Origin of the sequence: Rhodoferax ferrireducens, from assembly GCF_049302455.1 — a bacterium.
Lineage (GTDB): Bacteria > Pseudomonadota > Gammaproteobacteria > Burkholderiales > Burkholderiaceae_C > Rhodoferax > Rhodoferax ferrireducens_B.
Genome location: NZ_JBAQMD010000024.1, coordinates 34,021 through 54,211, shown reverse-complemented (window position 1 = coordinate 54,211; position 20,191 = coordinate 34,021). Strand labels below are relative to the sequence as shown.

Sequence of the window (20,191 nt, the reverse complement as noted above, 5' to 3'; positions counted from 1 at the left end):
GATCTGAGCCACTGGAACTCAGGCACGGCCTGAGCGCCACCAACGCACGAGCTCAACACCCGTGATGCACAACGCAAGCCAAGCCGTACCCGAGGCAAAACCGGCGAGCACATCGCTGGCGAAATGCACGCGCAGGAGCAAGCGGCTGGCACCCACCGTGAAGGCCAGCGTGACCGCTACGAGCAGCGTCGGCAACTGCCAGCGCCGCGGCAGCAGTCGAAGCGCCAGATAACCCAGCATGCCGTAGGCCACAACCGCGCCGGAGCTGTGGCCACTGGGGAAGCTGAGTCCTGTGGCCTGCACCATGTTGTGCTGCTCCAGCGGCCGGGCACGGCCAACCATCTGCTTGAGGGTCTGGTTCAACAAGCCATTGCCCGCCAGCGCTACCACCCAGCCCAGGGCGAGACCGCGACGCCTGCGGGCGATGAGCACAATCGCCATGCCAATGCACAACACGGTGAGCGTGGCGGTATCGGCCAGGTGCGTGAGTGCGGCAAACACCTGCTGCGTCAGCGGCGCCACACTGGTGTCTAACGCATCGGTGAGCGCCTGGTCAGCGCGGACCAGTGCTTGCGCCGCACCCAGTTGTGTGGCCAGCCCGGCGAAGACCGCGGCGCCAGCCAGGATGATAAAAATACCGGCTGCGAGACGTCGGCCGATGGCAGGCCTGGGCGAACCGGCTCGCAGCAGGAACCACCAACCAGCAACCGTTGCCGCCAGTAACAGCGTCAACAGCAAGAAGAATAGAGGCAGCGCATGCTGACCGGCCCAAATTGCGAGCTGCACGACCAAGCCTGCGTCAGCTTTCAATGGACACTCCAGCCGCACGCGACGGATTGACTTCGGTGACGCGGGTGCAAACGAAGGCTTGGGCAGAGGCCGTGTAGTCCCATTGTTCAATCATGCAGCACCCAGACGGTGCATGGCAACCCCAACGCAACAAGTTGACTGAGTTCGGCGCGCCGTCGCGCACGCGTTTTGATACGGCGGTACCGGCCTGCACGGCCCACATGGGACGCGTCAGGCCCGCCAGCGGCATCACATAGGGCAGGTGAATGTGGCCGCCCATGACCAGGTCGCAGCCGGCGGCGGCCCAGCGTTGCTGTGCTCCGGCGTGCCCGCGCAGCAGATTGTGGTCTTCCCCGGCGCGCTGTACGGCAACCGGTTGATGCACCACCACCACACGCAGTTGCTGCGGCTCTGCGCCGCCCAGGCGCATGGCCACCCGCTCAATCTGGGCCAAAGACACTTCTCCACTCTTGTGCCGATACCAGCGCGTGGTGTTGACGCCCAGCACCAGCAGATCACGCGAGCAATACACCGGTTCCAATTCGTCGCCAAACGCATGGCCGTACCGGGCGTACGGATGAAAGAAACGCTGGCCCAGATCGAACAGGGGAATGTCGTGGTTGCCTGCGATCGCCAGCACCGGCGCGCCGAGCCGATCCATGAAGGCCCGCGCCGCGGCAAATTGGGCGCGACGGGCGCGCTGGGTGATGTCGCCCGAGAGCACCAGAAGATCGGGCTGCTGGTGCTGCGACAGTGCCACCAAAGCTTCAACAACTGCCGCCTGCTCAGTGCCGAAATGGGGGTCGGAGATCTGCAACAAAACACTCATGCGCCGCCTCCGGCGCGGCCGGTTGCCCCGTCTTCGGTCATCGGCTTGATGAGGTAAAGCGGCTTGGGCGAGACCCGGAATTCAAGCGGCGCGCGCATCCAGTTCACCTCGCCGTCGAATGCCACCTTGACCCTGCCCCCACCCCACGCGAGCCGTGGCTTGACGAGCATGCGATGGAACTGGAAGCTCTCCACCGTGTCGGCCTCGCCCAGTGTGCCGAAGGACCCGCGCAGCAGCAACCAGAGCATCGCCAGCGCGCCGATGGGCCGCAGCATCACCCCTGCCAGGCAACCCTGGTCCAGCGCGCTTGCCTGTGCCAGGCCGACCTGTTCCAGTTGCAGCCGGTTGTTGCCGATAAAGAGCGTCGGCGTCGTCAGGTCGCGTACGTGGGTGCCGCGTTCGATGCGAAGCCGCAACTGTCGGTGCTGCCCCAGCAAGGTCACCAAGGCGGCGGCGAACGCCACGACCCGACTGCGGCCGAAACGCGTCTTGTAGGCCTCACGGTCCTGCAACAGCTCGGGATAAAGGCCGAGGCTGGCGTTGACGAGAAACACGCGCTCGTTGATCAAGCCGACCTGTACCGGCACGGGCTCACAACGCAGCAGAACCTGCGCCGCCTGCGCGGCATCGGCGGGAATGCCGTGCGTGCGGGCAAAGTAGTTGAAGGTGCCTTGCGGCAGAACGCCCATGACGCAGCCTTGGGCGTGCGCGGCCTGCGCCACCGAATTGATGGTGCCATCGCCCCCCACGGCAACCACGGCACTGTGCCGGGCGAACGCCGTCACAGCGGCCTGCTGGGCGACCTGTGCCAACTGATCGGGGTGGGTGAACAGCAACTCACCCGTTCTCCCACTGGCGCGCAGCGCCGCTTCGATCTGCTGGCGTGTTGTATCGGAATCGTGGCGGCCCGAAGCCGCATTGATGATGAACAACAGCGGCGCCGCAGGATCTATTTCCGGAACGCGCGGCAACTGAGGTTCTGCGGGCGCGACGTGACCGTCAGACAATCCATTCGTCAGCACACCCATGCGGCATTGCCTGGACAAACGTCTGGCTACTTCATTTTCTTGATTTCTTCTTCTACCTCTTTGGCCCCTTTGGCATAGAACTTGGCTTCATCGGGCGCCAGCTCGTGAAGCAATCTGAGAAATTCCCCTGCGTGGACCCGTTCTTCGTCCGCGATTTCCTTGAGCACCGTGACGGCGAGCTGGTTGTCGGTGGACTCGGCCAGCTGCGTGTACAACTGAACCGCTTCATATTCCGCAGCCACCATGAAACGAATGGCTCTGATGAGTTCCTCATCCGTGAGCTTTCTGTCATGGGCCAACCCTGAAAAGGGTGATCCGAAATCCGGCATGTTGATTCCCCTGGTTACTTGATCTGTTCTGTCGTTACACCGTCGAAATGTTCCTCGTCAGCCAGCGCATCGGCGCGGGTGAGATGAACCACACCGTCCCGGTGATTGGGTGGTGAGTACAAGGTATAGAGCTTCATGGGCACCGTGCCGGTGTTGATGATGTTGTGTGTCGTGCCGGCCGGAACGAGGACCGCAAAGCCGTCATGGATCGGTGTGTGAACACCATCAAGAACCGCCTCGCCACTGCCCTCCTCCACGCGAAAAAACTGATCCAGCTTGTGGACTTCGACGCCAATGTCCTCTTTGGACTTTAAGGTCATCAGCACCAACTGGCAGTTCTTTGCCGTGTAAAGCACACGCCGAAACAAGTCGTTCTTGTGGGCGAGGCCCTCAATGTCTTGCACAAATCCCTTCATACAGACTCCTTTTTCTTTCATGTGTTTACGAATAGTCAATCGACGACCCCACCGGCAGATCAAAAATCAACGACTCGTGGTCATGTTAAAGAATAATGAAAAATCTTTCTGTGCGCTTGCGTACAGACTCTCCGGTTCAACGTGGAGAGGACTACCCTTCTGGTATTCTGTACACATACCATCTGTATGCAATTTTTCTCAATGCGACCGACCGGTATCGACTGTCATGAAATCACCGGATAAGAATCTCGCCAAAAAACTGGCCGTCGTGCTGGTTCTCAAACTCGTCGTGCTGACGGCATTGTGGGTGGGTTTTGTGCGTGAACAGCGTGTTCACGTTGACGGGGACAGCGTCGCGGCACAGTTTCTACAACCGGTTGCAACACCGGCCAAAGGAGAAAAACCTTGATTTCTGAACAACTGGTCGATTTGTCGCGACTGCAATTCGCCGTCACCGCCCTTTACCATTTCCTCTTTGTGCCGCTCACCATCGGCATGGTCTGGCTGCTGGTCATCATGGAAAGCGTTTATGTGATGACCGGCAACGTGGTCTGGAAGGACATGACGCGCTTTTGGGGCAAGCTGTTTGGCATTAACTTTGCCTTGGGCGTGACGACCGGCATCACGCTGGAGTTCCAGTTTGGCACCAACTGGGCCTACTACTCGCATTACGTGGGTGACATCTTTGGCGCCCCACTGGCGATAGAGGGCATGATGGCCTTCTTTCTCGAATCGACCATGATCGGGCTGTTTTTCTTTGGCTGGGACCGCCTGTCAAAAACCCAGCACTTGATGGTGACGCTGCTGTTGGCGGTTGCCTCGAACTTGAGTGCGCTGTGGATCTTGATTGCCAACGGCTGGATGCAGAGCCCGGTGGGTGCCGAATTCAACTATCAGACCATGCGCATGGAAATGGTCGACTTCTGGGTCGTGGTGTTCAACCCCGACGCGCAGGCCAAGTTTGTGCACACGGTGTCGGCGGGCTATGTGACGGGCGCCATGTTTGTGTTGTCGATCTCCAGCTGGTACCTGTTGAAGAAACGTGATGTCGAGTTTGCAAAGCGCAGCTTTCGGGTCGCCGCCGCCTTTGGACTGGCCTCGGCGCTCAGCGTGATTGTGCTGGGTGACGAATCGGGCTACACGGTGGGGGAATCCCAACAGACCAAGCTGGCGGCGATGGAGGCGATGTGGGAGACCAAGCCTGCACCGGCCGGGCTTACGGTGTTGGCCAGCATCAACGAAGCGGCGCAAAAGAACAACTGGGAGATTGAGATCCCGTGGGTGATGGGCCTGATCGGGACACGCTCCCTCACCAAGGAAATTCCGGGCATTCACCAGATCAAGGCCAAAAACCGTGAGCGCATCCTGCGCGGCATTGTGGCGGTCAACGCGCTCGATGCCCTGCGCGGCCAACGCGATGACGTGGTGGCGAAACAAGTGTTTGAGCGTCACAAAGCCGACCTCGGCTTTGGCCTGCTGCTCAAGAAATATGTGAGCGACGTCAATCAAGCCACACCCGAGATCATTGAGCGCGCCGTCAACGACACCGTGCCCCGCGTGACACCGATGTTCTGGGGCTTTCGCATCATGGTGGGTTTGGGCTTTGCCATGCTGGCTTTGTTCGGCCTGGCCTTCTGGAGCACGATCAAATCGTCCAACATGCAAAAGCCCTGGCTGCTCAAGTGGGCGCTGTGGATGCTGCCAGCGCCGTGGGTTGCGGCCGAGTTGGGCTGGTTCGTGGCCGAGTATGGTCGCCAGCCCTGGACGATTTACGGCGTCTTGCCCACGCACTTGAGTGTGTCAACACTCAGCGTCAACAACCTGTACGGTTCGCTGGCCGGGTTCATTGTTTTTTACACCGCGCTGCTGGTCGTCGAGATGTTTCTCATGGTGAAGTTTGCGCGCATGGGCCCGGGCAGCCTGGGTACCGGCCGCTACCAGGACGAGTCCATCACGCACGCCACCCCGGCGCCAGTCTAAGGAAGCAGCCATGTTTGATTATTCAACTCTCAAAATCATCTGGTGGCTTCTGATCGGCGTGCTGCTGATCGGCTTTGCCATCATGGACGGCCACGACATGGGGGTGGGCACGCTGCTGCCCTTTGTTGGCCGCAGTGACATGGAACGCCGCGTGATCATCAACACCGTGGGGCCGCACTGGGAGGGCAACCAGGTCTGGTTCATCACGGGCGGTGGCGCCCTGTTTGCGGCCTGGCCGCTGGTCTACGCGGCCGCCTTCAGCGGCTTCTATTGGGCCATGCTGGTGGTACTGTGGGCCTTGTTCTTTCGCCCGGTCGGTTTTGACTACCGCAGCAAGATTCATAACGCCAGCTGGCGCAGCGCGTGGGACTGGGGCCTGTTTGTCGGTGGTGCGGTGCCACCGCTGATTTTTGGGGTGGCCTTTGGCAACCTGCTGCTGGGTGTGCCATTCCAGTTTGACACCTATCTGGCCTCGACCTACAGCGGCAGTTTCTGGCAATTGCTCAACCCGTTTGCCCTGCTGGCCGGCGTGCTGAGCAGCGCCATGATCACGATGCACGGCGGCGTCTATCTGGCGCACCGCACCGAAGGGGTGATTCAGGCGCGCGCCATCAAGGGTGCCACGGGCGCGGCCCTCGTCATGGTGCTGGCCTTTGTCGCTGCAGGTGTCTGGCTTCAATTCCTGGATGGCTACCGCATCACATCCATCATCGAGCCGGGCGCGTTGCCTGATCCGATGAACAAGACCGTGGTGCGCGAGGCCGGTGCCTGGATGGCCAACTATGGCCATCAACCCCTGCTGTGGCTACTGCCCGTGATCGGCGTGCTGGGTGCGCTGCTGGCAGTGCTGCAGTTGCGCCTGCGCCGCACTTTGACTGCTTTTGTTTGCTCGGCACTGGCTCTGCTGGGCGTCATCGGCACGGCCGGCGCGTCCATGTTTCCGTTCATCATGCCATCAAGCTCCATGCCGGGCGCCAGCCTGACCGTGTGGGACAGCGTGTCGAGCCACTTGACGCTGGGCATCATGTTGGGGGTCACGCTCATCTTCATGCCCTTGATCGTGCTCTACACGTCCTGGGCTTACCGCGTGATGCGCGGCAAGGTGACGGCGGCGTATGTGAAGGAAAACGAGCACGGCGCCTACTAATAAAAGGACATCACATGTGGTACTTTGCCTGGATTTTGGGCGTCAGCTTTGCGGTGCTGCTGGCCATTCTGAACGCCATGTGGGGCGAGAACGAAGAAGCCCGGGCGCAGGCGCGGGACACGGACACCTGACAGCGCAGGCCGGATCGGTCGGCTCAGCGCTCTGACGTCACGCGCCAGGCCACATTGCCCACGTCGTCGACCACCAGCCAGGCTGGTGTGTTGCCGCCCTGACGTAAGCCTTGCATGGCTCGCCGGGTGCTGGCATGTGATGAGGTTATAAGCAAAAAGCATGGCGTTCCCCTGTCCATTTGGAGACGACGTCGATACCATCAGGCACCCCTGATCAGAGGCGTTTTTTCACAAACACAACCATCACAGGAACATCTTCATGCGCGTCCATTTCAGTATCCAACAGCTCATTGCGGGGGCCACTTTGGCGGCCCTGTCGGCGCTGACTTCTCTGGCCCAGGCCCAAGTCCCCAAGCCCAACGTCGTGGTGCTGGCCACCGGCGGCACCATTGCCGGTGCGGGCGCCTCGGCGCTCAACAGCGCCACGTACGCCGCCGCCAAAGTGCCGGTCGACAAATTGCTCGCGGGCCTGCCTGAATTGGCCAATGTGGCCAACGTCAAGGGCGAGCAGGTATTTCAGATTGCCTCGGAGAGCTTTACCAACACCCAGCTGATGACCTTGGGTAAACGGGTGTCGGCGCTGGTCAAGCAAGCCGATGTGGACGGCGTGGTCATCACCCACGGCACCGACACGTTGGAAGAAACCGCCTTCTTCCTGAACTTGGTGGTCCACACCGACAAGCCGATCGTGGTGGTCGGCTCAATGCGTCCCGGTACCGCCCTCTCAGCGGATGGCGCACTCAACTTGCTGGACGCAGTCACGGTGGCCGCCAGCAAAGACGCAGCGGGCAAAGGCGTTTTGGTGACCATGAATGACAGCATTCAAAGTGGTCGTGACGTGGTCAAGTCCGTCAACCTCAAGGTCGAAGCTTTTCGCAGCCAATGGGGCGCGCTGGGCTTCGTGATTGAGGGCAAGAACTACTGGTTCCGCGCCCCCGTCAAGCGCCACACGGCGCAGTCCGAGTTCGACATCGACAACATCAATGAATTGGCTCCAGTCGAGATCATTTACAGCTATGGCAATGTGCCCCGCACCGGCTTTGATGCACTGGCCAAGACCGGCATCAAGGCAGTGATCCATGGCGGTCCCGGCAACGGATCGGTGGCAGACCGCATCGTGCCTGCCCTGCAAGCCATGCGCAGCGCAGGCATCCAGGTGATTCGCTCGTCCCGTGTTCCCGAAGGCCTTGTGCTGCGCAATGCCGAACAACCCGATGACAAGTACGACTGGGTGGTCGCGCATGATTTGAATCCACAAAAAGCCCGAATCCTCGCGGCGGTCGCGTTGGCCAAGACCGACGACAGCAGAGAGCTGCAGCGCATTTTCTGGGAATATTGACAACCGGAAAGAGCCAGCGGCGCTGGCCGGATGGCCGCCGCCGCTGGGTCTTTTGCTTGTGGCCAAATAGCCTTCCAGCCCCCGTATACCATGCGTAGCATGCTATTAAACTGATAGCCATTTAATAGGCCATGTAATAGATTTAGCCGCCCGGGGCTGAAGCCGGCGGTATCACGTCCCTCATGACTTGCCGATCAGACTGCTTGGGTCGGCGCGCGGTCCCAGCATCTGCCTAGCATCCACCCAGGCGTCGAACTGCTCGGCGCTCACGGCCCCCATCTCCAGCGCCGCTTCGCGCAGCGTCGTGCCATTTTTATGCGCATGCTTGGCGATCTGCGCCGCGCGGTCGTAACCGATATGTGGCGTGAGCGCAGTGACCAGCATCAGCGAGCTTTGCAACAATTCTTCAACCCGCGCCGCGTTGACCGACAGACCCGCCACGCAATGCTGGTTAAAGCTGCGCATCGTGTCCGTCAGCAGACGCAGGCTGTCGAGTGTGTCGAAAATGATCAGGGGCTTGTACACGTTGAGTTCAAAGTGGCCCTGGCTCGCGGCAAAACCTATGGCGGCGTCATGCCCGATCACTTGGGCGCACACCATGGTCAGCGCCTCGACCTGGGTCGGGTTCACCTTGCCGGGCATGATCGAGCTGCCGGGCTCATTCTGGGGCAATTGCAGTTCGCCCAGACCCGCCCGTGGCCCGCTGCCCATCAAGCGAATGTCGTTGCCAATTTTGGTCAAGGCAATGACCAGCATCTTCAGACTGGCATGCAAGCCCACCAGCGCTTCGTGACCCGCCATCGCGGCAAATAAATTGTCCGCCTGCGCTAGTGGCAGGTCGAGCTGGTTTGCCAGCAGGGCAGCCACGCGCGCGGCGAACTGCGGGTGGGTGTTCAGCCCGGTGCCCACCGCCGTGCCGCCAATCGCCAACCTGTGCAGCGCCAACAGGGCGTAACGGATGCTTTTCTCGCACAGCGCGAGTTGCGCCTCGTAGCCACCAAACTCCTGGCCCAGCGTCACCGGCGTCGCGTCTTGCAGGTGCGTGCGGCCGATCTTCACGACCGCTTCGAATTCAAGGGCCTTGGCCGCGAGCGCGCTACGCAAGGCTTGCAGCGCCGGCAGCAAATCCAGTTTGGCCTGCAGGGTCACCGCGATGTGCATGGCGGTGGGGAAGACATCGTTGGACGACTGCCCAAGGTTGACATCGTCATTGGGGTGAATTTTTCGCGCTGCACCCACGTCACCGCCAAGTGCGCGCGAGGCCAGGTTGGCCACCACCTCGTTGACATTCATGTTGCTCTGTGTGCCCGAGCCGGTCTGCCACAGCGACAACGGGAATTCGGCATCAAACTCGCCACTGGCCACGCGCCGTGCAGCATCCGCGATCGCCTGCGACTTGCCGCCGTCCAGCAGGTGCAGATCACAATTGATGATGGCCGCGGCCCACTTGACCCAGGCCAGCGCGTGAATCACCGGCAGCGGCATGCGCTGCTCGCCAATGGCGAAGAAGCGCAGGCTGCGCGCCGTCTGTGCGCCCCACAAGGCCTCGAAAGGGACTTCGATGGGACCAAAGCTGTCGGACTCGGTGCGTGTGAGGGCCATGAATCGACTCCAGACTTATTGAGTTGGAAAGTCAAGCCTGCAGCAACTGGCGCAGTACAAAGGGCAGAATGCCGCCCGCACGGTAGTAATCCACCTCAATCGGCGTGTCGATGCGCAGCAGCACCGTCAGCGTGAGGCGACTGCCATCGGCGCGGATGACCAGCAATTGGGCGTCGCTCTGCGGGCGCAGGTCAACATCGGGCACGATGTCAATGACCTCGTTGCCGGTCAGGCCCAGACCTTGCCAGCTGTCGCCGGCCTTGAACTGCAAGGGCAACACACCCATGCCGACCAGGTTGCTGCGGTGGATACGCTCAAAGCTTCGTGCCACCACCGCCTTGATGCCCAGCAGTTGTGTGCCCTTGGCCGCCCAGTCCCGGCTCGACCCGGTTCCGTATTCTTCACCAGCCAACACCACGGTCGGTATGCCCGCCGCCATGTAACGGGTGGCGGCGTCAAAGATGGACAGCTTTTCACCCGGCCCCCCCACACCCGGGCCCTCGGCGGGCGCCTGGTACAGGGTGAGGCCACCCTCTTCGCGCGACCCGTCGGCCAGCGGCGCGATCATCAGGTTTTTGATGCGCACATTGGCAAAGGTGCCGCGCACCATCACCTCATGGTTGCCCCGGCGCGCGCCATAGGAATTGAAGTCGGCCTTTTGCACGCCATGCGCCAGCAGCCACTGGCCCGCCGGTGAACTCTCTTTGATCGCGCCCGCCGGAGAAATATGGTCCGTGGTAATGGAATCACCAAACAGCGCCATGATGCGCGCACCCCGCACAGATTCAGAGCCTTTTTGCCCTCTAGCCCCCGTCTTATCTGACTTAGTAGCTATATTATCAATAGCAAAAGTGGCAAAGAACGGCGGCTCGGCAATGTAGGTGCTCCTGGGCCAGGTGTAGGTGGTGCCGGTCACGCCGGTGATGGCTTCCCACAGCGGGCCGGGCGTGGAGGCAACACGCGCGTAGTTTTCCTGGTAGGCGCGGCCGTTCATGGCGAACTGCATCAGCGCGCTGATTTCCTCGCTGCTGGGCCAGATGTCGCCCAGGTACACATCCTTGCCGCCTGTGCCTTGCCCCACTGGCTGGGTCATCAGGTCGCGCAGGATCGTTCCTGCAATCGCATAGGCCACAACCAGCGGCGGGCTGGCCAGAAAATTGGCCTTGAGGCTGGGGTGAATGCGCGCCTCGAAGTTGCGGTTGCCTGACAGCACTGCCGCGCAGACCAGGTCGTGCTGGGTGATGGCGGCATTGAGTTCGGGCGTCAGGTCGCCGGAATTGCCAATGCAGGTGGTGCAGCCGTAGCCAGCCAGGGCAAAGCCGAGCTTCTCGAGGTAGGGCAGCAAGCCGGTTTGCGTGAGGTACTCGGTGACGATGCGCGAGCCCGGTGCCAGCGAGGTCTTGATGTGCGGCTGCACCCGCAGTCCCGCCTGGACGGCTTTTTTGGCCAACAGGCCTGCCGCCAGCAGGACACTGGGGTTGGATGTGTTGGTGCAACTGGTGATGGCGGCGATCAGCACGTCGCCATGGCCCAAGGTGAACCCGGCTTCTGCCGGGGCCTTGATGTCGCACACCACCGAAGAGGGCCCCTCGACCGCCGCCAGCGCTGGCCGGTTGCTCACCATCTCCTCCACGTCACGCCGGGCGCCGGGCGCCAGCGGCGGCGCCTCGCCCGCCGACTCGCCCGCGCCACAATTGACCGGGTAGCGCTGCATGAGACGCTCGGCGCTCTGGTTGAACCCGTTCTCGGCATTGGGCTTGCTAAAGAGCGAGGCGAACTGGCTGGCCACCTGGCCCAGCTCGATGCGGTCCTGCGGGCGCTTGGGGCCAGCCAGGCTGGGGGTGACATCGCCCAGGTCGAGCTTGACCACCTGCGAGTAGTCAATCTCGCCGGCGAGCGGCACGCCAAACAGGCCTTGCGCCTTGAAATAAGCCTCAAAAGCCTCGATCTCGTCCTTGGTGCGGCCGGTGCCCGTGAAGTAGGCGATGGTTTTCTCGTCCACCGGGAAGAAGCCCATGGTGGCGCCATACTCGGGCGCCATGTTGGCTATTGTTGCCCGGTCGGGCAACGCCAGGGTACGCGTGCCTGCGCCAAAAAACTCCACGAACTTGCCGACCACCCGGTGCTGGCGCAGCGTCTCGGTTACCGTGAGCACCAGGTCGGTGGCGGTCACGCCCTCGCGCAGGCGCCCGCTCAACTCAAAGCCCACCACATCGGGCGTCAGCAGGTACACCGGCTGGCCCAGCATGGCGGCCTCGGCCTCGATGCCGCCCACGCCCCAACCGACCACGCCAATGCCGTTGATCATGGTGGTGTGGCTGTCGGTGCCCACCAGTGTGTCGGGGTAGTAGACGCCGTCCTTCGTTTTGTGCACCCCGCGCGCCAGGAATTCCAGATTGACCTGGTGCACGATGCCAAAACCCGGCGGCACGACCCCAAATGTGTCAAAGGCCTGCATGCCCCATTTCATGAACTCGTAGCGCTCGCGGTTGCGCTGGAATTCAAGCTTCATGTTCAGGTCCAGCGAATTCTTCTGGCCATAGTGGTCCACCATGATCGAGTGGTCCACCACCAGATCCACCGGCACCAGCGGCTCGATGCGCCGCGGGTCCAGCCCCAGGCGCTGCGTGGTGCTGCGCATGGCGGCCAGGTCGGCCAGCAACGGGACACCGGTGAAGTCCTGCAGCACCACGCGCGACACCACAAATGCAATTTCGTCGGTGCGCATCGCGTGGGGCTGCCAGCCCGCCAACTGCGCCACATGGCCGGTCGTGACCTTCTTGCCGTCGCAGTTGCGCAGCACCGATTCGAGCACGATGCGCAGGGACACCGGCAGGCGCTTGATGTTGGGGAACTGCCGCGCGAGTGCGGGCAGCGAAAAGAATTTGCCCGCCTTGCCAGAGGCGGTTTTGAAGGTCTTGAGGGTAGCGGCAAAGGCGTGCGGCATGGCAATCTCCTGGCTAGACATCAATGGGCCTATTTTCGCCGGAGATGCCCAGGCAAGCAATGGGACTTCCTTGCGCCAGCGCGCGCGCAGGCTGTGCACTCTTTGCACACCCTGCAACGCATCGAACGGGAATTCAATGGGGTCGAAGCTGCCGGATTCGATGCGCGTGGTGCTTATGCAGGACTGTCCTCTTTGCCGGCGTTGCGGGGTTTAGTTCTTGCCGAACTTTGCTTTGGCGGCTGCAACGCAGCTGGTCTTGGCATCGCCCTTCTCGGCATCACACTTCTCCACGGCAACCTTGTAGTCGGCATCAAGTTTTTCCAGAGAAGCGTCTTTCTTGGCTTCACCGATCTGTTTGCCCGTCTTGGCGTCTGCCAGGGCCTTGGTCTCGGCAGCCTTGGCTTCCTTGACACAAACGTCCTTGTCATTACCCGCCTTGTCGTCGCACTTTTCCTTGGCGACTGCATAGGCAGACTTGGCCTTGGCCTCTAGCACCTTGGTCTGGTCGGCGGCTTTGCCGCTGAGGCTGTATTCCAGCTCGGCGCGTGCGACCTTTTCCTTGGCCTTGGCTTCTGCAACGCAGATGTCTTTGGCATTGGCTTTCAATGTGGCGCAGGCCGCCTTGTCGGTCTTGTATTCGGCGCTGATGCGGGTCTTGTCGGCCTTGTACTCATCCTTGCTGATGGTGGCTGCCTGTGCCACCGAAAGGGATAGCAGGGCGGCAAAGATGAGCGAAGTCTTGAAGGTAAAAGATGTTTTCATGGGAGTCCTTTTTGTATGTCAGTAGTTGAAAATTTGAGGCTTGCGCCCCACCCTTGCTTGCAGGATATGGCAGGAACAATGCAGGCGCCGTCAATTGGCGTAATCCATGTCCTGCCCACCTGTTACAACACTTGTCCGTGGATGGTCTTGTCCATCCACAACGAATCGGTCAGCGCGCGCAGCATGCAGGACCGCCGACAGGTCCCATCCAAGCCTGGCCGCCGGGGCACGATCCCCAAGCCATGGGTTGGGCTGCGCAAACCAGTTCGCCAGCTCCCACGCACTGAAAACGGAGCTCAGCTGCGCCAGCACCTGGCCGAGTCCGATATGCGGCGTCATGTCGACGCGGTTGAACTGAAACAGGGGAAGCCACACTCTTGCTTCCCAACCGAAGCAGATCACCTTTTTGCCGGCAATCAGGCTTGCAAGCGTCGTGAGATCGGAACCCTTGCAGCGTTTGAACAGTGCGACCACCTCTTGCACCGGTGCGAGCCCGCCAGCGTCCCGATAGGAATCCAGCGTCGCGATGAATTGGTGGTCGGTCGGATCCTCCTTTGTGTATCCGGGCTGGCTGCACGCTGTTTCAGGGACACGGCCGAGCATCCACGGGCTTCGCGATGGCTCAGATCTGGGAGCGAGGATGTCTTCCATGGATATCTCCAGTGTGGACGGGCTACTACAAGAACGCACAACATTGACCAAGCCGTCAGGCGCAATACAACATGACTGGCCGTACGTTACGCAAACCGAAGCCAATGGTCTGTGCGGTGCCGAACAAAGGGCTGGGCCAAGTTCGCTACAAACAGGCCTCTTGTGTGTCGGCTTGTGTTATCTGCCGCACAGACCCCAATGCAAATCCCCTGTACCTTGACCACTTTCCTCGTTCAATGGAGATATTCATGGGCAAATTCCAGATAGCCGTTATCGTCGGCAGTCTTCGTCGGGACTCATTCAACCGCAAGCTGGCCAGCGCCATTGTGAAATTGGCACCTTCGGAGTTCTCGTTCAAGCAGGTACAAATCGGCGACTTGCCGCTTTACAACCAGGACGATGACGCCAACCAGGCCGAATCAGTCAAGCGACTCAAGAGCGATATCGGGACCGCTCAGGGCCTTTTGTTCGTGACGGCCGAGTACAACCGCTCCATCCCTGGCGTTCTCAAGAACGCGATTGACCACGCCTCACGCCCGTACGGGCAAAACGCCTGGGCAGGTAAACCAGCGGGTGTGTTGGGCGTTTCGGTGGGCGCCATCGGTACGGCCATCGCACAACAGCATTTGCGCAATGTGCTGGCTTATCTTGACGTTCCGACGCTGGGCCAGCCGGAAGCCTTCATCCAGGCCAAGGATGGATTGTTTGATGCGTCCGGGAATATTGGCTCCGAAAGCCATAAATTCCTGCAAGGCTGGATGGACAAGTACCTTGCCTGGGTGAAAAAGCACGCGGCCTGATGCCGTGACAAATTGGAAGGTAACAACCATGGACAAAACACATCCCCCTGAAACATTTGGGGTATTCAAACCGGTGGGGCACACCGTTATGGCGTTTCGGTCCGCCATTGACCAGCAGGCTGCCGTGAACGCACTGCTCGATCAGAAGTTTTCGGACTCAGACTTGGTGCGCTACTCCCCCGAGGAGATGAAGGCGCAGGTCGATGCGGAACTGCAGAAGGCGAGCGCGCTTGCCGGATTTGGCTATGAACTCGACCTCATCAAGATGCACCGGGCCCTGGCGGAGGATGGATGCAGCTTCCTGATCGTGCATGCGCCCGAAGACGCGCAAGCCGAGTCAGTGGCGAGCGTGGCGCGAACCACAAAAGCAGTCGCGGCACAACACTATGGCCGGTTCATGATCGAGGAAATATCCGGCCTGGCGTCGGGGGACACCCCTGTCTGAACAGCTGACGCTGAGCCACTGCCCAGCGCTGAAAGTGATGACCCAGGGCTGAAAACCTCAGGTCAGCGTGACTTTTTACTGCCGCGCGTTGCGGACGTTGGCTGGTAGCGCCTGCGGATAGCTGGTTCGAAACGGATTGATGTCGAGCCCGCCGCGGCGCGTATAACGCGCGTACACCGCCAACCGGACGGGTTTGCAGCGCGTCCAGAGGTCCATGAAGATGCGCTCGACGCATTGCTCATGAAACTCGTTGTGGTTGCGAAAACTCACCAGGTACTGCAACAAGCCCTCCTGGTCAATCGGCGCACCGCTGTAGCTGATCTGCACACTGGCCCAGTCGGGCTGGCCGGTGACCGGGCAATTGCTTTTCAACAGGTTGCTGACCAGCACCTCGCTCACCGGCGCTTCGTCCGGCACGACCCGCAACAGATCAGGCGCCGGGGTGTAGTGTGTGCATTCGACATCGAGCCGGTCCAGGCTCAGGCCATCAAGCTCGTAAATGGGTTCACGGTCAAACAACTCTGGCAGCAAAAGGGTAACGCCAATGCTGGGGGGCGCGGTGGCGCTTGCGCCCACGGCTGGCGCGGCGGCGTCGGGTGAAACACTTTTCTCGACATCACGCCAGACCGCTTCGCTCAAGTCCGCGCGCAGACGGGCTTTCACTGCGTCTACGTCGACAAAGCGGGTATTGTTGAAGCTGTTGAGGTAGAGCTTGAAGGACTTGCTCTCAATGATGTTGGCGCTCTCGCACGGCACCGTGAAGCGTGCCAGCGCCACCTGCGGTTTGCCGCGCAAATTGAGCCAGCTCAACTCGAACGCGGTCCACATGTCGGCGCCCAGAAACGGCAATGCCCCGGTCACGCCGACCTCAGCGCGTTTGGCTGCGCGCGCGATCGGGAACAGCAACGAGGCATCGTACTGGTCAAGGTAGGCGGTGGCTTGGCCCAAGGGGGAATTTTGCGGCGTGTTCATGGGTGTGGGCTTTGGTCTGAAAAGTGGGCGGGGGTTGGAGTTTAAGTTGGGGACAAGGCCATGCGGCTGGCCTCAGCAGCCTTCAGATGCGGCAGCAGAGCCGCCAGCAGATGGGCCACCACACCGGGCGGCAGGTCGTGTCCCATGCCTTCAATACCGACCAATCTGGCGCCGCTGATGCGCCGGGCCGTATCCTCGCCATGGATAAACGGCAACAGCGGGTCGGCTTTGCCGTGTAACACCAGCGTTGGCGACGTAATACGCCGCAACTGAGTGGCACGGGTCTGGTCGGCCATGATGGCCAGCATTTGCCGCAGCGTGCCGACCGGGTAATAGCCGCGTTGCACCCCCAGCAAGATACGCTCGCGCAGCTCATGCTCAGGCATCGGGAAACCCGGGCTGCCAATGGCTTTGAACAAGCGGACGTAATGGTTCAGCACCGTCTGCGGATCGCGGCCCGTGGGTCGGCTGAGCAAAACGCGTATCACCTCGGGGCGCGCCTGCGCCAGGCCTTTGGCGCCGCTGGTGCTCATCACGCTGCTCAAACTCAACACGCGCTCGGGTGCGGCCAGCGCCATGCGTTGCGCAATCATGCCGCCCATGCTGACACCCAGCACATGCGCCTTTTCAATGCCCAAGACGTCCAGCACACCGAGCGAATCGGCAGCCATGTCCGCCACGCTGTAGGGTGCACGCGGCCTCAAGCCAAGCTTGTACTTGAGGCCCTGCCAGAGCAGATGCGGCTGGCCCAAGGCATCAAAATGGTGGCTCAAGCCGACGTCGCGGTTGTCGTGGCGGATGACGCGGTAACCGGCATCGACCAGCCCCTGGACAAACGCGGGTGGCCAAGCCACCAACTGCATGCCCAGGCCCATGATCAGCAGGACGACCGGACGCACTTGGCCAGCTGCGCCAGGGCCGCTGTCTTCAACTTCGATGTCAATGCTGTTTGCTCTTATTTTCATAGCTACTTACGTATATTTCACGGGGGCTACGACCTGATTTGTTATAAATTCATGACAAAGGCTGCTGACGCCGGAAAACCAGTCGGTCCGGCTCGGAGGCCGCTGCGTCAAACGCGTAGCCCTCAGCATCAAAGCCTTCAAGCTGTTTGGGCTTGCTCAGCCGGTGCTCGGCGGCGAAACGCGCCATCAGACCACGCGCCCGTTTGGCGTAAAAGCTGATGACTTTGTACTGGCCGCCCCGGCACTCCTGGAAGACGCATTCAAGCACCCGGGCCTGCAGCGCCTTGCAGTCCACCGCCCTGAAATACTCTTGCGACGCCAGGTTCACCACCACCGGGGCGGCATTCTTGTGCAAGCGGGTGTTGAGGTAATCGGAGATTTGTGCGCCCCAGAACTGGTACAGGTCTTTGCCCTGCGGGTTGACCAATTTTGTGCTCATTTCCAGCCGATAGGGCTGCATGTAGTCGAGCGGGCGCAGCACGCCGTACAAGCCACTCAGGATACAAACGTGGTCTTGCAACCACTTCAAATCGTCAACGGGCAGACTCTTGGCATCAAGGCCTTCATAAACATCACCATTAAAGGCCAGCACCGCTTGTTTGGCGTTCTTGGCGGTAAATTTGGGCACCCAGGCTTGGTAGCGCGCCACGTTCAGGCCGGCCAGAGCGTCGCTCAGACTCATCAGGGAGGCGATCTGTCGCGGTGATTTCTTCTTCAGGATATCGATCAATTCGGCCGCTTGGGGGATGAACAGCGGCTGCGTGTGCGGCACGGGAGCGGCAGGTTTTTCAAAATCAAGGGATTTGGCGGGGGACAGCAAAAAAAGCATGGCGGACAAACTCGCTTCAAGGGCGCGTTAAGAAAAGAAAAGGCTTCATGACGAAGCCTTGATTATCGTGACAGTGGGCCGATCGGCTACGTCAGGTCACCGGCCAGCGAGGCCAGCGTTTCGGGTGCCATCGTGACATGCGCCGGGTAATGGGTGTGGTCGCAGCCAAGCTTGACGCTGGCGCCGGCCTTGACGGCAGCGCACATGGCCGGCGTCAACTCAAAGCGCACAAAATGCACGGCCGATGTTTTTTCGTCGTTTTCGCGCTCCATGTCCTCGTCGGCAATGGCATAAACGCGTGCCTGGCCCTCGACTTCCACAAACAAACGGTCTTCAACCCCGATCAAGCGCGCCAACTCGCGTTTGCGCTCGTTCACATCGGGGTACTCCAGCATCACCGTGGCTTTCCAGTTGCTGCCGGTGGGCACCAGCGGCGCGTAGGCGTCAATCTCTTGCCGGATGCCGTCTTCTTCAAACACTTTCTCGATGCGCAGCATCTCCTGGATCTGATAGCGAATGGTCATTTCGCTCTCGAACTGCAGGTTGATGAACTCGCCCAGGCGCACGCTGCGCAGTTTGCGGTGCGCCATGACGACCGGTTTGTTGGCCTTGCGCCACTTGCTGTAGGCCTCCAGCGACATGAGATTTTCGGGGGTGATGGTTCCGGTCATTTGCATGAATGCTCCAAAATATCAACAGTCAGGGCTTGAGGGCATGGGGTGTGAATAGACCAAATGATTGCACGCTTCGGCGTGCTTTTTGGGCTGTTCACACCCCATGCCCGATCTGCGAGCAACTCAGGTTGAGTTTCACTTCAATCCATAGGCCTTGGCCACCAGGCTCAAGGGGTGCAGCAACTCGGGCGTGCCAAGCTGGTTGACCTCAAAACCCTGCGCAATATGGTGGCCGCCCAGGGGGCAATCGGAGCTGATGAAGTCCGGCTTGCTGCCATCCTTCATGGCTGCCATGCCTTTGAACAGCGGTTTGCCGATCTTCATGGCCTGCTCGTGGTGCGCCTTCTTGACACCAAAAGTGCCGGCATGACCGGAGCAACGCTCAAAGGTGTTGACCGTGGTGCCCGGAATCATCTTGAGCATTTCTTCGGTCTTCTTGCCGATGTTCTGCACCCGCCCATGACACGGAATCTGGTAACTCACATTGCCCAGTGGCACCGGAAAATCAGCTTTGAGCAGGCCATCGCGCTTGCGCTGCATCAGGTATTCAAACGGGTCCCACATCGCATCCTTGACCAGTTGCACGTCCGGCTCATCCGGGTACATCAAGGGAATTTCCTGCTTGAACATCAGGGCGCAACTGGGCACTGCCGCCAAAATGGCATAGCCATCCTTGGCGTAACGGGCCAGCACCGGGATGTTGGCCTCCTTGGCTGAGTTGACTGAATCCAGGTCACCCAACTCCAGCTTGGGCATACCACAGCATTTTTCTTTCTCGACGATCACATAAGGAATGTCGTTGTGATCCAAAATTTTGAGCAAATCCAGGCCAATGCCAGGCTCGTTGTAGTTGATGAAACAGGTGGCAAAAATGGCGACCTTGCCCGGTGTTTTCTCGCCGTCCCTCACCACCGTGGCTTTGGCGGCAGGCGTGCCCGAGCGAAACCTCCTGGTCGCCAGCGAGGGCAGCCAGGCATTTTTATCGACGCCTGCCACGCTTTCCATCACCCTGCGCGCCAGCTTGGTCTGATTCACGGCATTGGCCACCTGCACCACGACCGGGATGCCGGCCAGTTGGCCGTGTACATCGGTGGAGGCCAAAAACTTCTCGGCCGTTGACACCTCACCTTTTTTGAATTTGATCGCCTTGGCGCGCAGCATGGTGTGCGGAAAGTCGAGGTTGAACTGATGCGGCGGCACATATGGGCACTTGGTCATGAAACACATATCACACAAGTAACACTGGTCCACCACCTTCCAGTAGTCCCTTTTGTCAACCCCATTCACCTCCTGCGTCCGGCTCTCATCGACCAGGTCAAACAATGTGGGAAAAGCGCCGCACAGGCTCACGCAGCGGCGGCAGGTGTGGCATATATCAAAAATACGCTCCAGCTCATGGAAAGTCGCCTCTTCGTTGTAGTAGTCCCGCCCCTTCCAGTCGATCGGGTGTCGGGTGGGGGCCGATAAATTGCCTTCGCGTGCCATGTGGGGATACCGTGGATGGTTGGTGTTTATCAGGTATTGAATTTTCTGCATTGGGCGCTGCCAGCAACGCC

21 protein-coding genes are annotated in these 20,191 nt (G+C 60.5%); 7 read left to right on the top strand and 14 right to left on the bottom strand.

The features are described from left to right. Positions 1-18: 18 nt before the first annotated feature. From WA157_RS03905 to WA157_RS03885, 5 genes are read right to left on the bottom strand one after another with little or no spacing between them, the layout of a single operon-like run. Positions 19-810 carry a phosphatase PAP2 family protein gene (locus WA157_RS03905; protein ID WP_422619712.1) on the bottom strand — a complete coding sequence of 264 codons (792 nt, stop codon included), beginning with the start codon at positions 808-810 and terminating at the stop codon, positions 19-21. Continuing rightward, a complete protein-coding gene (locus tag WA157_RS03900; RefSeq protein WP_422619711.1) occupies positions 800-1,618 on the bottom strand; it encodes a metallophosphoesterase family protein in 819 nt (272 codons plus the stop codon). The genes WA157_RS03905 and WA157_RS03900 overlap by 11 nt, the downstream gene beginning before the upstream one ends. Next, positions 1,615-2,646 carry a diacylglycerol/lipid kinase family protein gene (locus WA157_RS03895; protein WP_422619710.1) on the bottom strand — a complete coding sequence of 344 codons (1,032 nt, stop codon included), beginning with the start codon at positions 2,644-2,646 and terminating at the stop codon, positions 1,615-1,617. Before WA157_RS03895 ends, WA157_RS03900 begins: the two co-directional genes overlap by 4 nt. A 26-nt stretch (positions 2,647-2,672) precedes the next feature. After that, a complete protein-coding gene (locus WA157_RS03890; protein ID WP_422619709.1) occupies positions 2,673-2,975 on the bottom strand; it encodes a ferritin family protein in 303 nt (100 codons plus the stop codon). 14 nt (positions 2,976-2,989) lie between these two features. Beyond that, positions 2,990-3,391 (bottom strand): cupin domain-containing protein, encoded by a 402-nt coding sequence (locus WA157_RS03885; RefSeq protein ID WP_422619708.1) that lies wholly within the window; start codon positions 3,389-3,391, stop codon positions 2,990-2,992. A gap of 226 nt (positions 3,392-3,617) precedes the next feature. Between WA157_RS03885 and cydP the strand changes: the two genes are divergently transcribed. The 5 genes from cydP to WA157_RS03860 all read left to right on the top strand — a co-directional run bounded on the left by cydP (position 3,618) and on the right by WA157_RS03860 (position 7,988). Further along, positions 3,618-3,800 carry a cytochrome oxidase putative small subunit CydP gene (gene cydP, locus WA157_RS03880; protein WP_422619707.1) on the top strand — a complete coding sequence of 61 codons (183 nt, stop codon included), beginning with the start codon at positions 3,618-3,620 and terminating at the stop codon, positions 3,798-3,800. Beyond that, positions 3,797-5,371: a cytochrome ubiquinol oxidase subunit I gene (locus WA157_RS03875; protein WP_422619706.1), complete on the top strand. Its 1,575-nt coding sequence runs from the start codon at positions 3,797-3,799 to the stop codon at positions 5,369-5,371. The genes cydP and WA157_RS03875 overlap by 4 nt, the downstream gene beginning before the upstream one ends. A 10-nt stretch (positions 5,372-5,381) precedes the next feature. Continuing rightward, positions 5,382-6,518, top strand: coding sequence for a cytochrome d ubiquinol oxidase subunit II (gene cydB, locus WA157_RS03870; protein WP_422619705.1), 1,137 nt, complete (start codon positions 5,382-5,384; stop codon positions 6,516-6,518). Positions 6,519-6,532: 14 nt separating this feature from the next. Further along, the gene (cydX, locus tag WA157_RS03865; protein ID WP_422619704.1) at positions 6,533-6,649 is read left to right on the top strand and encodes a cytochrome bd-I oxidase subunit CydX; all 117 of its coding nucleotides are present in this window, start codon (positions 6,533-6,535) and stop codon (positions 6,647-6,649) included. 259 nt (positions 6,650-6,908) lie between these two features. Continuing rightward, a complete protein-coding gene (locus tag WA157_RS03860) occupies positions 6,909-7,988 on the top strand; it encodes a type II asparaginase (RefSeq protein ID WP_422619703.1) in 1,080 nt (359 codons plus the stop codon). A gap of 180 nt (positions 7,989-8,168) precedes the next feature. On the opposite strand, the gene fumC is transcribed toward WA157_RS03860, so the two are convergent. The 4 genes from fumC to WA157_RS03840 all read right to left on the bottom strand — a co-directional run bounded on the left by fumC (position 8,169) and on the right by WA157_RS03840 (position 13,950). Next, the gene (gene fumC / locus WA157_RS03855; RefSeq protein WP_422619702.1) at positions 8,169-9,590 is read right to left on the bottom strand and encodes a class II fumarate hydratase; all 1,422 of its coding nucleotides are present in this window, start codon (positions 9,588-9,590) and stop codon (positions 8,169-8,171) included. 31 nt (positions 9,591-9,621) lie between these two features. After that, positions 9,622-12,537 (bottom strand): aconitate hydratase, encoded by a 2,916-nt coding sequence (locus tag WA157_RS03850; protein ID WP_422619701.1) that lies wholly within the window; start codon positions 12,535-12,537, stop codon positions 9,622-9,624. Between the two features lie 210 nt (positions 12,538-12,747). Then, positions 12,748-13,299, bottom strand: a complete 552-nt coding sequence (locus WA157_RS03845; RefSeq protein ID WP_422619700.1) for a hypothetical protein — start codon at positions 13,297-13,299, stop codon at positions 12,748-12,750. Positions 13,300-13,389: 90 nt separating this feature from the next. After that, positions 13,390-13,950, bottom strand: a complete 561-nt coding sequence (locus tag WA157_RS03840; protein WP_422619699.1) for a hypothetical protein — start codon at positions 13,948-13,950, stop codon at positions 13,390-13,392. 248 nt (positions 13,951-14,198) lie between these two features. Between WA157_RS03840 and WA157_RS03835 the strand changes: the two genes are divergently transcribed. Both WA157_RS03835 and WA157_RS03830 read left to right on the top strand, forming a co-directional pair. Continuing rightward, positions 14,199-14,750, top strand: a complete 552-nt coding sequence (locus tag WA157_RS03835; protein ID WP_422619698.1) for an NADPH-dependent FMN reductase — start codon at positions 14,199-14,201, stop codon at positions 14,748-14,750. 28 nt (positions 14,751-14,778) lie between these two features. Beyond that, positions 14,779-15,195, top strand: a complete 417-nt coding sequence (locus tag WA157_RS03830; protein WP_422619697.1) for a hypothetical protein — start codon at positions 14,779-14,781, stop codon at positions 15,193-15,195. 75 nt (positions 15,196-15,270) lie between these two features. On the opposite strand, the gene WA157_RS03825 is transcribed toward WA157_RS03830, so the two are convergent. From WA157_RS03825 to WA157_RS03805, 5 genes are all read right to left on the bottom strand, one after another. Next, positions 15,271-16,167, bottom strand: a complete 897-nt coding sequence (locus WA157_RS03825) for an NADPH-dependent 7-cyano-7-deazaguanine reductase (RefSeq protein ID WP_422619696.1) — start codon at positions 16,165-16,167, stop codon at positions 15,271-15,273. 41 nt (positions 16,168-16,208) lie between these two features. Then, positions 16,209-17,132 (bottom strand): alpha/beta fold hydrolase, encoded by a 924-nt coding sequence (locus tag WA157_RS03820; protein WP_422619695.1) that lies wholly within the window; start codon positions 17,130-17,132, stop codon positions 16,209-16,211. A 49-nt stretch (positions 17,133-17,181) separates the two neighbouring features. Further along, on the bottom strand, positions 17,182-17,961 hold the full coding sequence (gene yaaA / locus WA157_RS03815) for a peroxide stress protein YaaA (RefSeq protein ID WP_422619694.1): 780 nt from the start codon (positions 17,959-17,961) through the stop codon (positions 17,182-17,184). Between the two features lie 86 nt (positions 17,962-18,047). Beyond that, positions 18,048-18,638 carry a DUF3501 family protein gene (locus tag WA157_RS03810; RefSeq protein ID WP_422619693.1) on the bottom strand — a complete coding sequence of 197 codons (591 nt, stop codon included), beginning with the start codon at positions 18,636-18,638 and terminating at the stop codon, positions 18,048-18,050. Positions 18,639-18,770: 132 nt separating this feature from the next. Next, the gene (locus WA157_RS03805; protein ID WP_422619692.1) at positions 18,771-20,120 is read right to left on the bottom strand and encodes a (Fe-S)-binding protein; all 1,350 of its coding nucleotides are present in this window, start codon (positions 20,118-20,120) and stop codon (positions 18,771-18,773) included. Between the last annotated feature and the right edge of the window lie 71 nt (positions 20,121-20,191).

Coding starts and splice junctions, on each gene's coding strand:
- WA157_RS03900 (WP_422619711.1), bottom strand. CDS start 1,618: ATGAGTGTTTTGTTGCAGATCTCCGACCCCCATTTCGGCACTGAGCAG.
- WA157_RS03895 (WP_422619710.1), bottom strand. CDS start 2,646: ATGGGTGTGCTGACGAATGGATTGTCTGACGGTCACGTCGCGCCCGCA.
- WA157_RS03890 (WP_422619709.1), bottom strand. CDS start 2,975: ATGCCGGATTTCGGATCACCCTTTTCAGGGTTGGCCCATGACAGAAAG.
- WA157_RS03885 (WP_422619708.1), bottom strand. CDS start 3,391: ATGAAGGGATTTGTGCAAGACATTGAGGGCCTCGCCCACAAGAACGAC.
- cydP (WP_422619707.1), top strand. CDS start 3,618: ATGAAATCACCGGATAAGAATCTCGCCAAAAAACTGGCCGTCGTGCTG.
- cydB (WP_422619705.1), top strand. CDS start 5,382: ATGTTTGATTATTCAACTCTCAAAATCATCTGGTGGCTTCTGATCGGC.
- cydX (WP_422619704.1), top strand. CDS start 6,533: ATGTGGTACTTTGCCTGGATTTTGGGCGTCAGCTTTGCGGTGCTGCTG.
- WA157_RS03860 (WP_422619703.1), top strand. CDS start 6,909: ATGCGCGTCCATTTCAGTATCCAACAGCTCATTGCGGGGGCCACTTTG.
- fumC (WP_422619702.1), bottom strand. CDS start 9,590: ATGGCCCTCACACGCACCGAGTCCGACAGCTTTGGTCCCATCGAAGTC.
- WA157_RS03850 (WP_422619701.1), bottom strand. CDS start 12,537: ATGCCGCACGCCTTTGCCGCTACCCTCAAGACCTTCAAAACCGCCTCT.
- WA157_RS03845 (WP_422619700.1), bottom strand. CDS start 13,299: ATGAAAACATCTTTTACCTTCAAGACTTCGCTCATCTTTGCCGCCCTG.
- WA157_RS03840 (WP_422619699.1), bottom strand. CDS start 13,950: ATGGAAGACATCCTCGCTCCCAGATCTGAGCCATCGCGAAGCCCGTGG.
- WA157_RS03835 (WP_422619698.1), top strand. CDS start 14,199: ATGGGCAAATTCCAGATAGCCGTTATCGTCGGCAGTCTTCGTCGGGAC.
- WA157_RS03830 (WP_422619697.1), top strand. CDS start 14,779: ATGGACAAAACACATCCCCCTGAAACATTTGGGGTATTCAAACCGGTG.
- WA157_RS03825 (WP_422619696.1), bottom strand. CDS start 16,167: ATGAACACGCCGCAAAATTCCCCCTTGGGCCAAGCCACCGCCTACCTT.
- WA157_RS03820 (WP_422619695.1), bottom strand. CDS start 17,132: ATGAAAATAAGAGCAAACAGCATTGACATCGAAGTTGAAGACAGCGGC.
- yaaA (WP_422619694.1), bottom strand. CDS start 17,961: ATGCTTTTTTTGCTGTCCCCCGCCAAATCCCTTGATTTTGAAAAACCT.
- WA157_RS03810 (WP_422619693.1), bottom strand. CDS start 18,638: ATGCAAATGACCGGAACCATCACCCCCGAAAATCTCATGTCGCTGGAG.
- WA157_RS03805 (WP_422619692.1), bottom strand. CDS start 20,120: ATGGCACGCGAAGGCAATTTATCGGCCCCCACCCGACACCCGATCGAC.